Consider the following 14,706-nt stretch of genomic DNA (forward strand, 5'->3'; position numbering starts at 1 on the left):
TCTCGGATATGCACTGGTTAAAAGGCGCAAAACGGAATAAGTCGGCGGAAACGGAAGCTTTTCAGCAGCGGGTTCAGCGGTTACGCTACTCTTGCAAGCGGTTGCGACCGGTCGGCTTGCCGAAAAATGACGACATTGCGGAAGGAGATGATCGCGGAGTTTACGCGAATTACGATCGAAAAGAAGCGAAAATCAACAAGAAATAACGGAGTGATTACGGATGGAAAACCAGTTGTACCGCCAAACGATACGCCGCGGGCTGTTTGACTTCCACGCGGGGGAAGCTGTTCCGGAGGTGCGGTTGAACGTTGCAGAGTATTTTGCGGCCGCAGCCGCGGCCGGCATGCAGACGATTACGTTCATGACTAAAGACGCGTTCGGCAACAGCTACTTCGACACGAAGATTGGTCATAAGAACGTGAAGCTGGATGGCGACCTGCTCGCCGAAGCTGTGGTCGAGGCCCGCAAGCATAACATCGCTATCATCGCCTATTATAATGTCGGGCTGAACAGCCATGTTGCCACGGACAACCCGGATTACCGGCAGCGGACCGCCGATCAGACGCCGATTAAGGAAGCGTTTGGCTTCTACGATCTGCTCTGCATGAACTCGCCTTACCGCGATTACGTGTATGGGCAGTTGCGCGAGATCGCCGAGAGCTACGATGTGGCCGGATTTTTTTTCGACATCACGTATGTATGGGACAACTGCTGCCACTGCGAATATTGCCGCGTGGCGTACCGCAACCGCTTTGGCTATGAAGCCCCTACAGCGCCAGTTCCAGGCACAAAAGAAATGGCCCAATGGCAATCGTTCCAGCGCGATATTCGCTTCCGGTTTCTGCGTGATGCGGCGAACGGGCTGAAGGCGATCCGTCCGGATTTCCTGATCGGCTGGAATCATGCCGGCGATCCCCGGTTCGGCCAAGTGGAAGCGGACCGGTATGCGGACTATTTCACCTCGGAGTTCCATCCGCCGCACTACATGGACGGTAGCTTGCTCGCGCGCTGGAAACGGTCGTTCGGCAAGCCGTTCGAGCTGATGATGCCAAGCGAGATGGGGAGCTGGGGGGAATGGACGGTCGCGCCGCCGGAAACGCTGCGCACGACAGCCGCAATCGCCGTGGCAAACGGAGGTTCGATCAGCTTCGGCCATGTCGCCTATCCGTCCGGTGCTTTGAAGGGCAACGTGCCGCAGCCGGTTATGGAAGCGGTCAAACATGCCAATGACTGGGTGCAGTCGTTGGAGCCGTGGCTGCTGGAGGCGGTCAGCGAGCCGAACGTCGCCGTGTTGTTCAGCATCGGCAACAAGCGGATGCTGGAAGCGTCGGCGCTGCCGCGCAGTCTGGACGAAGCGACGCTGCAAGGCGTACACCGAATCTTGTCGGAAGGGCATATCCACTTTGATTTCCTTGACGAAGAAGGCCTCGCGGCGAATATCGACCGATACGAAATGGTAATCTTGCCGGATCAAGCGTATGTGAGCGAAGAACTGCAAACGATCATACGCGTCTATGTGCAAGGCGGCGGCAAGCTGCTGGCAAGCGGACGCACCTCCCTGTATCAAGCAAACGGAGAGCGCAGCGACAACTTTGGACTGAGCGAGGTGTTCGGCGCCGATTTCCTTGACATGTGGCTGTATGAGGTTTCATATCTGTATCCGCTTGATGCTGATCTTGCGGGGAACGTTCCGGCTATGCCGCTGCTGCTGAAAACCCCGGTGCTGCCTGCGCTGAAGGTATTGCCCACAACCGCGACGACGCTGGCCGGACTGATGGAGCCGGCCGTCGAGACGAAGGTACACCGTCATGTGTACCACCAACACTCTCATCCGGCAGCCGAAACGCCTTATCCATCCGTTGTGGTGAACGCATTCGGCAAAGGAAGCTGCTTGTACATTCCGCTGCCGCTGGAGGCGGGATATTGGAGCAGCGGTTCGCCATGGCTGCGCAACGTATACCTGAACGGCCTGCGGGTATTGAATCCCGAACCGGGAATCGACGTACGTGCGCCGTTATCCGTTGAAGTGAGCATCATGCGGCAGCCGGGTCAATCGCGAGTGATCGTCCACCTGATCAACGTACGCGAAGAAACGGCGGCAGGCTCGAAGACGTTTATCGAGGACGTGCATCCGGTCGGAGAAGTGGAAATTTCGCTTCGCCTCGATGCACGCAGCGTCCGGTTAATTCCGGAAGGAACCGAGCTTGCGGTCAGCCAGTCTTCCGGCCGCATCTCGTTCGTCGTGCCGCCGTTCGGTTTGCATACGGCCGTTGCGATTGAGATAATCGAACAACGCTTGAGAGGATGAAAGACATGCATTTGCACAGGAAGTCCTGGTTATCGTTATTGCTATCTTTCTGTTTAACGTTTCAACTGATTGCCGTTTTTCAGGCACGGTCGGCGGCGGCTTCGAGCGGCAATCTTGTCGCGAATCCCGGCTTCGAGGAGGTGACGGGAGGTGTTCCCGCGCAGTGGGGTGTCATCGGCAATGTCTGGGGGGACGCAATCAAAGCGGTCCCGGAGGCGGCGTATACAGGGAATTACGGCATCTCCATTCAAACGAGCACGGGGAATAATCCGTGGGTAGCGATTCCTGTTCCGGTAGAGGAAGGAGCTACATACAACATCACCACCTGGTTCAAAGCGATTGGTGTTAGCGGAAATGTAGGCTATAAATTTGAATTTTTCAAAGGAATCGACAAAACGTTGGAGAATTGGGTAACCGGTTATAGCTATCAAGCGTCGCGTACCGCTAACGACGGACAATGGCATGAGCTGGAATACAACATTCAGGCTCCGCCGGAATCGGCCTACATGTATGTGTACTTGCGGCTGTACGGAACGGGAACCGCTTACTTCGACGATATGACGGCTGTCAAGACAAAAGACAAGCCTCAGCTTATTGTCGAACCGTCTCAGCGTTACTTCTATCCCGATGTGACGAATGGAAGCGCTTTAATCAAGCTTGAACCTTCAGACGGCAGTATGGCGGGTAAAACGGTCGATGTTCGGCTTGTTGAGCAGGCTTCCGGCCAAACGATTTTTGAGCAGAACGGCATTGCGGCCGAAGCAACTTTGAACGTCGCCTTCCCGACGTCAGGGATGACGCTTCAGCAGTCCTATCAACTGGAGGTTGAGTTGAAGGATGAGGAAGGACAACGGATTGAGCTGGAGATCAGTGCGATATACCGTTGGGAGCGCCCGGCTTCCCTCCCTCAGAACGGTCCGGTACTCATCGACGGGCAACCCTTCTTCCCGGTTATCGCTTACCATGCTTACCCGGAGGACTATCCCTACTTGAAGGAGATCGGTGTCAATACGATTCAAGGCACAAATAACGGAAGCGAGGCATCCTTGCAGTCGATGCTCGATACCGCCCAGGCTAGCGGGTTAAAGGTGCTCATTCCGCTTTATCTTGATATGAAGGTTAAGGAAAACTTTGAGCTGACCCAGCAAGTGGTAACGAAATTCAAAAATCATCCGGCTGTGCTCGCTTATATGATTATGGACGAACCGAGCGGAAACGGCATTCCGCAGTCTGAACTGCTTGATGCCTACAAGCTGATTCGCTCGATCGATCCCGTTCATCCGACGTATATGGTCGAGGTCGATTCGGATTATTATCGTTCTACGGGTCAGGCGACGGACGTTCTCGTTACGGACGTTTACCCGTATAACCAGGACTTCAACCAGCCGATCTCGGCGGTCGGAGACGGAGTGCGTAAAGCGGTTGCGGAAGTGGACGGCGCGAAACCGGTTTGGACGGTGCTGCAAACGTTCAAACTTGCCGGAACCATATGGAACTACTTGCCGACAATCGATCAACTCCGCAATATGGCTTATCAGGCATTCCTCGCAGGCAGCAAGGGTCTCGGTTATTATGCAATCAACGACCCGGGCTGGAAGCTGCGGGATTCTGCATTGTGGCCGGGGTTGGTGAATTTCAAGGACGAGATCGCCTTGATGGGAAATCTCGTCTCGGGAGGCAACAAGGCGGCGGAGCATATCGGCAGTGACGTCCAATGGGCGATCTATACCGAAGGGCAGGAGCAATACGCCATAGCCATCAACTTGACCAAGCAAGCGCAGACAGCCGTGCTTCCGCTTGCGCAAGCAGGTAGTCGGTTGGATCTGCTGTACGGCGCCCCGCCGCAGAAGTCAAGCAGTTGGGAGCCTGAGCTCAGCGTCAACCTAGGTCCGGAGCAAACGCTGGTATACCGAATCACGCCTTTAACGGTAGAGGTCGATCGGGCGATCGGCGAACTGCAAAGCGCAACCAGCCTCATTGCAAACAATCAGTGGCAGAAGAAAACGGAGAAGCTGAGCGAAAAGCTGCTGAAAGTGAAGCAGGAATGGACGGCGGCGTCTGTTGATGCAGGAAAAGTCATGAGCAAGACGGAGAAAGCGCTGGACGACGCCGACAAGCTGAAAAAATGGATAAGCGGCAAATCCGATACCGTTCTGGAAGGCAAAAGAGATCAGCTGAACGCCTTGTTGGACGATGTGATCGCAAGTATGATGCCGATCCTGCAGTCGATGGCGCGGCTGGATTTGCAAGCTGCGGTATCGTCGCTTGTACAGGGTGATGAGCTGGGATTGAGCGCAGAGATCCGGAATGTCGGCGACAAAGCGATCCAAAATGCGCAATTGCGCATAGAGCTGCCGGAAGCGATGGGGGTTCCGCCGATCGAGGCGCAGCTCGGTAAAATCAAGAGCGGAGAAAGCGCTGCCCGCAGCGTAAATCCGGTTATTCCGGCAACGCTGCCGACAGGAGACTATGTGGCAAAAGCTGCGCTCTCATTTGAATACAAAGGCTCAAACATTCAAGTCAGGGCAGAGCAGGTATTTACGGTATCGCCGCTTCTTGCCGCCAAGCTAACGCCGGGGAGCATGGATGTCACGGAGGCGGGAACGTACCCGTTCTCGGTCGAGCTGACGAACGGCTCTGGCGAGCCGATTACGGTTGAACTGGAGCGGACGGTTGCGGATGGCGTGACGGTTGATCTCCCCGGAGCGGTGACGTTGACCGGGCATGAGACGAAGACGGTTCAGGGATCTGTCACGGTTCCCGCGGAGGCTGCGCACGGCGACTATGCTGTAACTGTCGAGACCAGGGTGTCCAGCGTCAGCTACGGGGTACTGCCGCTTACCCTGTCGGTTGACACGAACCTTGTATACAATGGCGGCTTCGAGAAGGTTACCGCCGGCGGCGCCAGAAAGGACGGCTGGTACATGCGTGAAGGCGTATGGGATAAGACTACCGCTCACAGCGGCCAATCATCCGCCAAGCTGATTCCTGATGCAAGCAATGCATTTAACGTGCTGAATACGGATTCGAGCAAAGAATTCCCGCTTGTTGCCGGAAGCAAATATAAGCTGACGGGCTGGGTGAAGACAGCAGCGACGGCCGGCTCGGTCGCGCTTGGCGTTCGCCAAATCGACGCCGGCGGCGCATCCGTAACCTATACATGGACGGAAGCGGCAAAAACTGGCGATTGGACGAAGGTCGAGGTTATCTTCACGGCTCTGACGAATACGAAGCGCGGAGCGGTGTACTTCAAGCTCGACCAGGCCGCGAACGGCGAGGCGTGGGTGGACGATCTGGAATTGCACGAAGTCCTGACCGTTCTTGATGCACAGTTGACGCCGAGTGTTATGGAGATCAGCCAGGCCGGAACGTATCCGTTCACTGTCGAGCTGACAAACGACACGAATAATCCGCTAACGGTCGATTTGCCACGTACGACGCCGAACGGAATCACCGTGACGCTCGACGATTCCGTCTTGCTGGCAGCACGCGAGAAGAAGACGGTGCAGGGCTCAGTCTACGTACCGGCTTCGGTAACGAAAGACGCATTTGGTGTAACCGTCGAAGCAAAGGTTGGGAATGTCAGTTATGCCACGCTGCCGCTCCAGGTGAACGTCGATACGAATCCCGTATTTAACGGCAGCTTCGAGAAAATGACGGTCGGCTGGGCGAGACCGGACGGCTGGGCGATGCGGGCAGCCGTGTGGGATCAAACGGTCGCGCGCACGGGACAATATTCGGCGAAGCTCGTTCCCGACGCCATCAACACGTTTAATGTGCTCAACACGGACGCACCTAAGGCGATCGCCGTAACGCCGGGTCATCGCTACGTCTTGACGGGGTGGGTCAAGAACAGCGCGACGGCTGGCTCCGTGGCGCTTGGCGTCAGACAGGTAGACGCAAGCGGCGGAAGCACTTCCTATTTGTGGACAGAAGCGGACCGAACGGGCGACTGGACGAGGGTTGAGGTTGAATTCACTGCGTTGCCGCAAACGAAAACGGTCTGGATTTACTTCAAGCTCGATCAGGCCGCGAACGGCGCAGCATGGGTTGACGACCTTGAGCTGAGCGAAGTTCCGCTGTAAAGGGGACCTTTCCGCGGTGAAGACGAGGTCGGGCATGCTGGAAGCCGTATGAGCAATTTCGAATTATTTATTCCATCATGGATAGGATCCGGCATATAAGCATTTAACGGAATAAGTGAGCGGAAACGGAAGCTTTTCAGCCGCGGCTGCTGCGGGTTACGCTACAAATGCAAGCGGTTTCGGAAGCAGCTTGCGGTCACATGAACAACACTCACAACATTCAGAAGGGGATGCATGAATTGAAAAAGGCTGGACTCACAACCGTAACACTTATGTCCGCGATTTCGATCGCTATTTCGGGATGCAGCGGCAGCGGAGGAAAGGAGCAATCGCCGCAACCGTCGGCCAAAGCCGAGGCAAGCGCCAAACCACAGGACAGCGGAACGGCAAATGGCATGGAGGACGGCAAATACGACCCGCCGATCACCTTGACGACCGTACGGGCGCAAGCGCCGACCGTCAAATTTGCCGAAGGCGATTCACTCGAAAATAACGCCTGGACCCGTGCTTACGAGAAGGAATACGGCATCAAGCTGAAGACGCTCTGGGCGGTCGATCCGACCCAATTGGAGCAAAAAATGAATTTGACGATCGCATCGGGGGAAATTCCGGATTTCTTCCAGGTGACGCCCACCCAGTTCAAGCAGCTTGCCGAAGCTGACTTGATCGCCGACTTGACGGACGTTTACAACAAAAATGCCAGCGACAGCATCAAAAAGCTGCTGACCGAGGACGGGGACGCGGCGCTGAAATCGGCAACGATTAACGGCAAGCTGATGGCGATTCCGTATACGGCGGCGGCTAAAGAACGTTCGCAAATGGTGTTCGTCCGCACCGACTGGCTGGAAAAGCTCAATTTGCCGGAGCCGAAGACGTTCGCCGATTTGCTCGCGATCAGCGAGGCGTTTACGACGAAGGACCCTGACGGCAACGACAAAAACGATACGTTCGGACTCGCTGTCGATAAAGATTTTGGGCTGCTGCCCGGCTTTTTTAACAGCTTCCATGCTTATTGGGGAATTTACGTCAAAGGGGCGGACGGGAATCTAGCGTACAGCACGACGCAGCCGGAGATGAAAAAGGCGATTAAGCAGCTTCAGGATATGTTTAAAGCGGGTCAAATCGATCCCGAGTTCGGGGCAAAAAACTTGTCGAAGGTGTACGAAACGATCGCAAACGGCAAAGTCGGCATGTTCTATAACGCGCCGTATGCCGGTCTGTCGCCGCTGCAAGCCGCGAAGGATAAAGACCCGTCGATGGAATGGAAGGCGTTTCCGATCTTGTCGGTGGACGACAAGCCGGCTTTATCGCAAGTCGGGGTAGGCGTAAGCAACTATTGGGTAGTCAGGAAAGGAGTTCAGAATCCGGAAGCGGTGTTCAAGCTGCTTGAATTTTGGCTGAAAACGTTCTACGAAAATACGTCGAACGACATTTACCAGCAGTACAACACATCGGCGGACGGCAACCAGGTTTGGCTGCTGAACGCGATGGCTGCGTACAAATCGTACAAGAACATCGACGAGAGCCAACGTATTATTGAAGCGCTGGACACGAAGGATCTGTCGAAGCTGACGCCTGAGGATAAGGGCGTATACGATCGCATTCTGAAATTCCAGGCGGGCGATCTCAGCAACTGGGGATGGAATCTGATGTTCAATAAAGGCGGTACGATGTCGGTGGCTGACTACTATCGCAAAAACAATTTATACCTCGTCAACGAGTTTATTACGACGCCGCTGCCTTCGATGCTGGAGAAGAAGCCGGTGCTTGACAAGCTGGAGTTCGAGGCGCTGACCAAAATCATTTTGGGCCAATCGTCGATCGACGAATTTGACAATTACGTGGAGCAGTGGAATAAACAAGGCGGCGACGAAGTTGTTAAGGACGTTAACGAATGGTACAAAACGGCCAAGTAAGCGGGCCGGGGTATGGGGGAGAGGGCGTGCTTCCTCTCCCTCCTTCTCCACTCCACGGGAGGAGGCTTCGCAAGAAGCTGGCAAACTGGCCGCTTCATCTGATGATTTTGCCCGGCTTGCTGCTCGTTATTTTGTTTCATTACGGACCGATGTTCGGCATTATTATCGCTTTCCAGAAGTATATACCGGCCAAAGGCTTTCTCGGCTCTGAATGGGTCGGACTGAAAAATTTCCGCTATGTGCTGAGCTTGCCGGATACGTTCGAGGTGCTGCGCAATACGGTCTTCATCGCCATGATGAAAATCGCTTCTGGACTGGTTGTGCCGATCGGGATCGCGATTCTGCTTAATGAAGTGGCGTCCAAATTTATTAAACGCGGCGTGCAGACGCTGATCTATTTGCCGCATTTTTTGTCCTGGACGATTCTCGGCGGCGTACTGCTCGACCTGCTTTCGCCCTCTGTCGGGATCGTGAATACGATTTTGGGCACGGTTGGCATCAAACCGATTTATTTTCTCGGCAGCAACGACTGGTTCCCTTATGTGCTTGTCGTTACGAACGAATGGAAGGAGTTCGGCTTCAGCACGATCATTTATTTGGCCGCGCTAACGAGTATCAGCCCGTCGCTCTACGAAGCGGCGCTTGTCGACGGGGCGGGCAGGCTGCGCCAAACCTGGCATATTACGCTGCCCGGGATGCGGCCGATCATCGTGCTGATGGCGACGCTTAGCCTGGGCAACGTGCTCAACGCCGGCTTCGATCAGGTATTCAATTTGTATAATCCGCAAGTGTATGAAAGCGGCGACATTATCGACACGTATGTGTACCGGATGGGGCTGATTAGCGCCCAATACAGCACGGCGACCGCGATCGGCTTGTTCAAATCGCTCGTTTCGTTCGTGATGATCTCCTCCGCTTATTTTCTCGCACATCGCTTTGCCAATTACCGGATTTTTTGAAAGGAGAAGAGAACATGCGGGCAACCGGATGGAGAATCAGCTTCAATCTGTTCAATTACACCTTTCTCTGTCTGCTGGCCGTGCTGTGTTTGCTGCCGCTTGTTCATGTTCTTGCCGTATCGTTTAGCGCGAATCATGCGGCGTCCGCAGGAATCGTCAAGTTATGGCCGGTAGACTTCACTACGACGTCCTATTCTTATGTACTCGGCAAGCAAGAGTTTGTCCGTTCCTTGCTCGTATCCGTGAAACGGGTCATTCTCGGTACGATCGTCAATATGCTGATGACCGTTTTGCTGGCTTATCCGTTGTCCAAAGAGTCGGCGACCTTCAAATCGCGAACAGTTTACGTTTGGATTCTCGTCATCACGATTTTGTTCAGCGGCGGACTCATTCCTTATTACATGGTTATTAAGTCCGTTGGTTTGCTGGATTCGATCTGGGCGCTTGTTCTGCCAGGCGCTGTGCCGGTGTTTAATGTGATCCTGCTGCTCAATTTTTTTCGCGGGCTGCCGAAGGAGCTGGAGGAAGCGGCGTTTATCGACGGGGCAGGGTATTTCAGGACGTTGGCCAAAATCATTTTGCCGCTGTCGACGCCGTCGCTGGCGACGATTTTGCTGCTGACGGTGGTCACTCATTGGAATAGCTGGTTTGACGGCCTTATTCTGATGAATTCGCCTGAGCATTATCCGCTGCAAAGTTATTTGCAAACCATCATCATCCAAAAAGATTTCTCAGAGCTGACCGATTTGAATGCAGAGGCGCTGCGGGACATTTCGGACAGAACGGTAAAGGCGGCGCAAATTTTTATGGGTGCGTTGCCGATCCTGGTCGTTTATCCGTTCCTGCAAAAATATTTCATGAAAGGCATCGTGCTCGGAAGTGTAAAGGAATAAATACGCGCGGCATGTTCGGAGGGAGTTTACCTATGAGATTCAGACAAATTCATCTTGATTTCCATAACGATAAACATGTACAGATCGGCACGCAGTTTTCCAAAAAACAGTTTCAAGATATGCTGCGGCTGGGAAATGTCGATTCGATTACGATTTTCGCCAAATGCTTTCATGGCTGGGCTTATTACGATACGCAAAAATTCGCCAAGCACCCGGGCCTGTCGTTTGACTTGCTTGCCGAAATGATTGATGCGGCTCATGAGATCGGCGTTAAAACACCGGTATATCTCAATGTCGGACTGGATGAGCAGCTCGCAAGGCGGCATCCGGAATGGCTTCGCCGCGACGAGAACGACCGGATCACCTGTGAGGCCGGTTTTCGCGAGCCGGGACTGCATGTTTTTTGCTTCCATTCGCCATATCTGGAATATATGACGCAGCATATCGAGGAGGTCGCTGCCGGTTATGACGCAGACGGTATTTTCCTCGACATCGTTTATCCTAAAACATGCTACTGCCACTACTGCCGGTCGACGCTGCTCGCGGAAGGAAAAGATCCGTACGACAAGCAGGCGGCCGAGGAGATGGCTGAGCAGGTTTACGCCCGTTACACCGCCCAGATCAACGAACGCGTTCGGGCAATCAAACCGGAAATGCCCGTGTATCATAATAGCGGCATCCGCTTCGGACGCCGCGACATGGCCGCGATGAACAGCCATCTGGAAGTGGAATGCCTGCCTTCCGGCGGCTGGGGTTACGATTTTTTTCCGATGTCGGCCAGATATTTACAGCAAATTGAGGAAAAGATCGTCGGCATGACCGGACGTTTCCATAAAAACTGGGGAGATTTCGGCAACTATAAGCATCCGAACGCCCTCCGCTTCGAAGCGGCGCTTTCGCTGGCGCATGGCACCCGTTGTTCGGTTGGGGACCATCTACATCCCGACGGCCTCATGGACCCGATCGTCTATCGGTCGGTCGGCGCAGCTTACCAGGAGGTTGAAGCGAAGGAGCCATGGTGTACGGATGTACGCAACGTCGCCGATGTTGCCATCCTTGCCGTTGAGTCGCTTAGCCCTGCGGAGGAGCGGAAGGGGCGGTCGGATATCGGCGCTTATCGGATTTTGCAGGAGGGGAACATCCTGTACGATTTCATCGACACAGACTCAGATTTCACCGCCTACAAGGTCATCGTCCTGCCGGATAGGGTGAGAATCACGGCAAAGCTCGCCGCCAAACTGGACACGTATTTCAAAAGCGGCGGAAAGGTGCTCGCTACCGGCGAATCGGGGCTGAACGAAGCGGGCTATGCGTTTGCAATCGATCTCGGCGCAACGTGGCTAGGCGCGAATCCGTTCCAGCCGGACTATTTCCGGCCGCATTTTGCGACACGCAGCCTGGGGGAAGGCTCGTTTGTCTTCTATGCGCCGGGGCAGAAGGTCGAGCTAGCCGAGGGCGGCGTCGAGCTGGGCTTCAGGGAAGACTCCTATTTCAACCGCTGCGCAAGCGCTTATTATTACACGCACACGCCCAACTGCCGCAACAACGCGGGGCCTGGCATGATTCAAAGCGCGAACGGCATCTATTACGCCTGGAACGCCTTTTATGACTATGGCGAGAATGCCAGCTTGTTTATCAAGGAAACGATTTTGCATGCGCTGGATTTGCTGCTTGGCTCCGGCCGAACGCTTCAGACAAGCTTTCCCGCGCAGGGGACAGTCACATTGCAGCATCAGCCGCATGAATCGCGTTATGTGAACCATCTTCTGTATGCATGTCCAGTCAAACGTGGAAGGAATTTGGAGATTATCGAGGATATGACGCCGATCTATGACGTTGATGTTACCCTGCAAGTGCCGGAGCCAGTGAAGCGGGTATATTTGGCGCCGACAATGGAGGATCTGCCGTTCACGCAAGAAGGCGGGGCGATTCGTTACCGGGTTCCGGTTGTCGAATGCCATCAGATGGTCGTCATTGACTATATCCTATAGTAAATCAACTGCTCACCAGGTTAGCCGTTCCCCTTAAAGGCGGATAACCTGGTGAGCGTTTTTGTTGACAAGAACTTTGTCCCATTCCCGTTTTGTGACATCAACAGAGGAGGGAGGGGAGATTGAATCCTAACGGGCAGGATAGTTGAATGATTTCGAGAATAACTTAGGTCATGACGAATTTACGAAGTTCGCAAAAAAGACGTTAGGCTTAAAGAAATTCTTAGTCTAGGAGGAGTCTATATGATATTAGAAAAAGTTATAAATAGAATTGTAATACAAAGTGAATATAAGGATTTTGTTGATAAGTATATCGATAAAATACTTGCCGAATTTAAAGGTAAGATTCATAGCATTTATATGTGCGGCTCGATTCCAAAAGGAACTGCTAAACCTTTTAAGTCAGATGCAGACTTTACGATTGTATGTGCAAATCCCAAAGATATTGATTACGAAAGATTGTCAAATATTAAAGACAGGCTTTTGGAAGAATATCCAGTAGTAACTAACTCAACTTTCGCAGAGCACAAATCATCTTGAGAGCATGTCGTTGTAGTCTTTCAAGGTGATCAGGTATTGGGCTTGTAAATAGAAAAACACCGCTTCGTTTGCTAAAGTGAGAGTGTCGAGCAATCACTTCAACCGAAGAGGTGTCTACCCTAATGATAGCCCAACCATCCGAATTGAATCAACTGCCTAACGAACTAAAACCAGCGTTCCAAGAACTGAAAGTCATGCAGCATCTGCAACAAGCTGGATTTCGTAAACGCTTTGGCTTTAGCTGTGCCCGACTATTCCAACTTGTTTTCGTTTTGTTGTTCCATCAGAAAAACTGGTTTCGCCTGCTTGAGAGCCGCAAGGACGATTCCATGCCTGGCAAAGATGCGGTTTATCGCTTTCTCAATCATGCCGGCTTTGCATGGCGCCGATTTCTGACTTCGCTTAGCGTGGCTACCGTGAAGAAAGTGGATGCGCTGACGTCTGCGGATCGGGATGTCGTCTTCATCGTCGACGATTCGATGTTCGAACGCAATCGCAGTAAAGCCGTTGAGTTGCTCGCCAGGTTCAAAGATCATGCCACGGGTGCGTATTACAAAGGTTTCCGCATGCTGACGATGGGGTGGTCGGATGGTCATACGTTCTTACCCATGGACTTTGCGCTGCTAAGCTCTAGCAAGTCGGCAATCACCGGCATGAGCGAATCCATCGACAAACGAACACATGGTTACAAGCGCCGGAAGGAAGCACTTCTGTCGGCTCCTCAAGTCGTTGCGTCCATGCTGGATCGCGCCTTGGCAGCCGGAGCAACCGCCTCTTATGTCTTGATGGACAGTTGGTTCACGCACGCGCCGCTCATTCGCGAAGTCGTCTCCCGCGGACTCGATGTGATCGGCATGGTCAAGAACGACAATAAACGATTCCTTGTGCAAGGCCAGAAGCTGTCGCTTAAAGAGCTTTACTTAGCAGCCGCACCTGTAGCGAGCCAGAAGCGCAGTATTCTCCGCTCGATCCGAACGGAGCTGGCTTGCGGTACGCCGGTGCATGTGGTGTTTGTTCGCAACCGCTCGAAGAAAAATGATTGGCTCGCCGTTTTGACGACCGATTTGACGCTCTGTGTAGAGGACGTCATCCGAATTTACGCCATTCGCTGGGACATTGAGGTTTTCTTCAAATGCACCAAGTCGCTGCTTCGTTTGCAAAAGGAGTTTCAAGGCCGCTCTTATGATTTGCTGATCAGCCATACGACAATTGTCTTCTCACGCTACCTTCTACTAGCCTGGCAGCATCGGCAAAGCACTGATGCACGTACGTTCGGCGGTTTGTTTTATGTGCTATGCGACGAAGTCGGCACACTGGATTGGACAGTCGCCTTACAACAATTGCTCGATCTTGTCAGCGAAATCGCCACGAAAGCAGGAAAGAGGCTTTCAGTTTTGATTCAGCGTCAACTTCAGCAATGGATTGCCAGTCTGCCCAGCTACATCAAGGCTTGTTTGCCAATTTCATGCTGCGAAAGTTGAGTAACTAAGATTGATACGATAATTTGTTCGATTGACGATGTATTAAGTAAACCAAATGAGTGGGGTTTTTGGGTTAAGATAATTTGTGTTTGCATATATGGGCATGACGTTGGTGAAAAAGTACCACCGATAATTATTTCTCCAGAGTTCATTTTAGACTTAAATACAGAGACCAAGGAGGAAGTAGATCGTATTCATAGTTTGCTTTCTAATGCGAGTGATAACACAATGAAAACTAGATATATTAAAGGTTACTCTAAGAGATTAATTCGTGCACTATACTCTTTGGTTTTAGAAGATACAGGTGTATGGCAAGATGACATTATTAAGATGAAGAATGCCATATCAAACTATTGTGAAATTGACCCCGCTTTAGTTGATTATCTGTATGCTTGTTACTTGGATAGTCATGTACTTGTTGAAGAGTTTCTGGGAATTGCAGATGAAGTATACAGCTATTTTGAGAACGCCTTAAATGCAATGGCTGCTTCCAGGTGACGCTCCGGGTTACTCTGAGAAGCGAGTGACCACAT

Annotated in this window: 7 protein-coding genes and 2 pseudogenes; all 9 read left to right on the top strand. The window is 52.8% G+C overall.

Annotation, left to right across the window (positions count from 1 at the left end; all coding sequences use genetic code 11):
• Nucleotides 1-220 precede the first annotated feature (220 nt).
• Complete coding sequence (locus tag J4772_RS13625; protein WP_209075625.1) at nt 221-2,308, top strand: beta-galactosidase trimerization domain-containing protein; 2,088 nt, start codon at nt 221-223, stop codon at nt 2,306-2,308.
• A 5-nt stretch (nt 2,309-2,313) separates the two neighbouring features.
• Complete coding sequence (locus tag J4772_RS13630) at nt 2,314-6,393, top strand: carbohydrate binding domain-containing protein (RefSeq protein WP_209075626.1); 4,080 nt, start codon at nt 2,314-2,316, stop codon at nt 6,391-6,393.
• Between the two features lie 239 nt (nt 6,394-6,632).
• Nucleotides 6,633-8,309, top strand: coding sequence for an extracellular solute-binding protein (locus tag J4772_RS13635; protein ID WP_209075627.1), 1,677 nt, complete (start codon nt 6,633-6,635; stop codon nt 8,307-8,309).
• Between the two features lie 101 nt (nt 8,310-8,410).
• Nucleotides 8,411-9,268 carry an ABC transporter permease gene (locus tag J4772_RS13640; protein ID WP_246017101.1) on the top strand — a complete coding sequence of 286 codons (858 nt, stop codon included), beginning with the start codon at nt 8,411-8,413 and terminating at the stop codon, nt 9,266-9,268.
• A gap of 14 nt (nt 9,269-9,282) precedes the next feature.
• Entirely contained in the window at nt 9,283-10,161 is an 879-nt protein-coding gene (locus J4772_RS13645) for a carbohydrate ABC transporter permease (protein WP_116065519.1), read from the top strand.
• A 32-nt stretch (nt 10,162-10,193) separates the two neighbouring features.
• Nucleotides 10,194-12,152: a family 10 glycosylhydrolase gene (locus J4772_RS13650; protein ID WP_209075628.1), complete on the top strand. Its 1,959-nt coding sequence runs from the start codon at nt 10,194-10,196 to the stop codon at nt 12,150-12,152.
• 243 nt (nt 12,153-12,395) lie between these two features.
• Nucleotides 12,396-12,659, top strand: a pseudogene (locus J4772_RS13655) (nucleotidyltransferase domain-containing protein); the annotation flags it as partial.
• A 155-nt stretch (nt 12,660-12,814) separates the two neighbouring features.
• Complete coding sequence (locus J4772_RS13660) at nt 12,815-14,173, top strand: IS4 family transposase (RefSeq protein ID WP_209071836.1); 1,359 nt, start codon at nt 12,815-12,817, stop codon at nt 14,171-14,173.
• A pseudogene (locus J4772_RS13665) lies at nt 14,174-14,671 on the top strand (nucleotidyltransferase); the annotation flags it as partial.
• Nucleotides 14,672-14,706 lie beyond the last annotated feature (35 nt).

The sequence above is a fragment of the Cohnella sp. LGH genome, assembly GCF_017671885.1.
Lineage (GTDB): Bacteria > Bacillota > Bacilli > Paenibacillales > Paenibacillaceae > Cohnella > Cohnella phaseoli.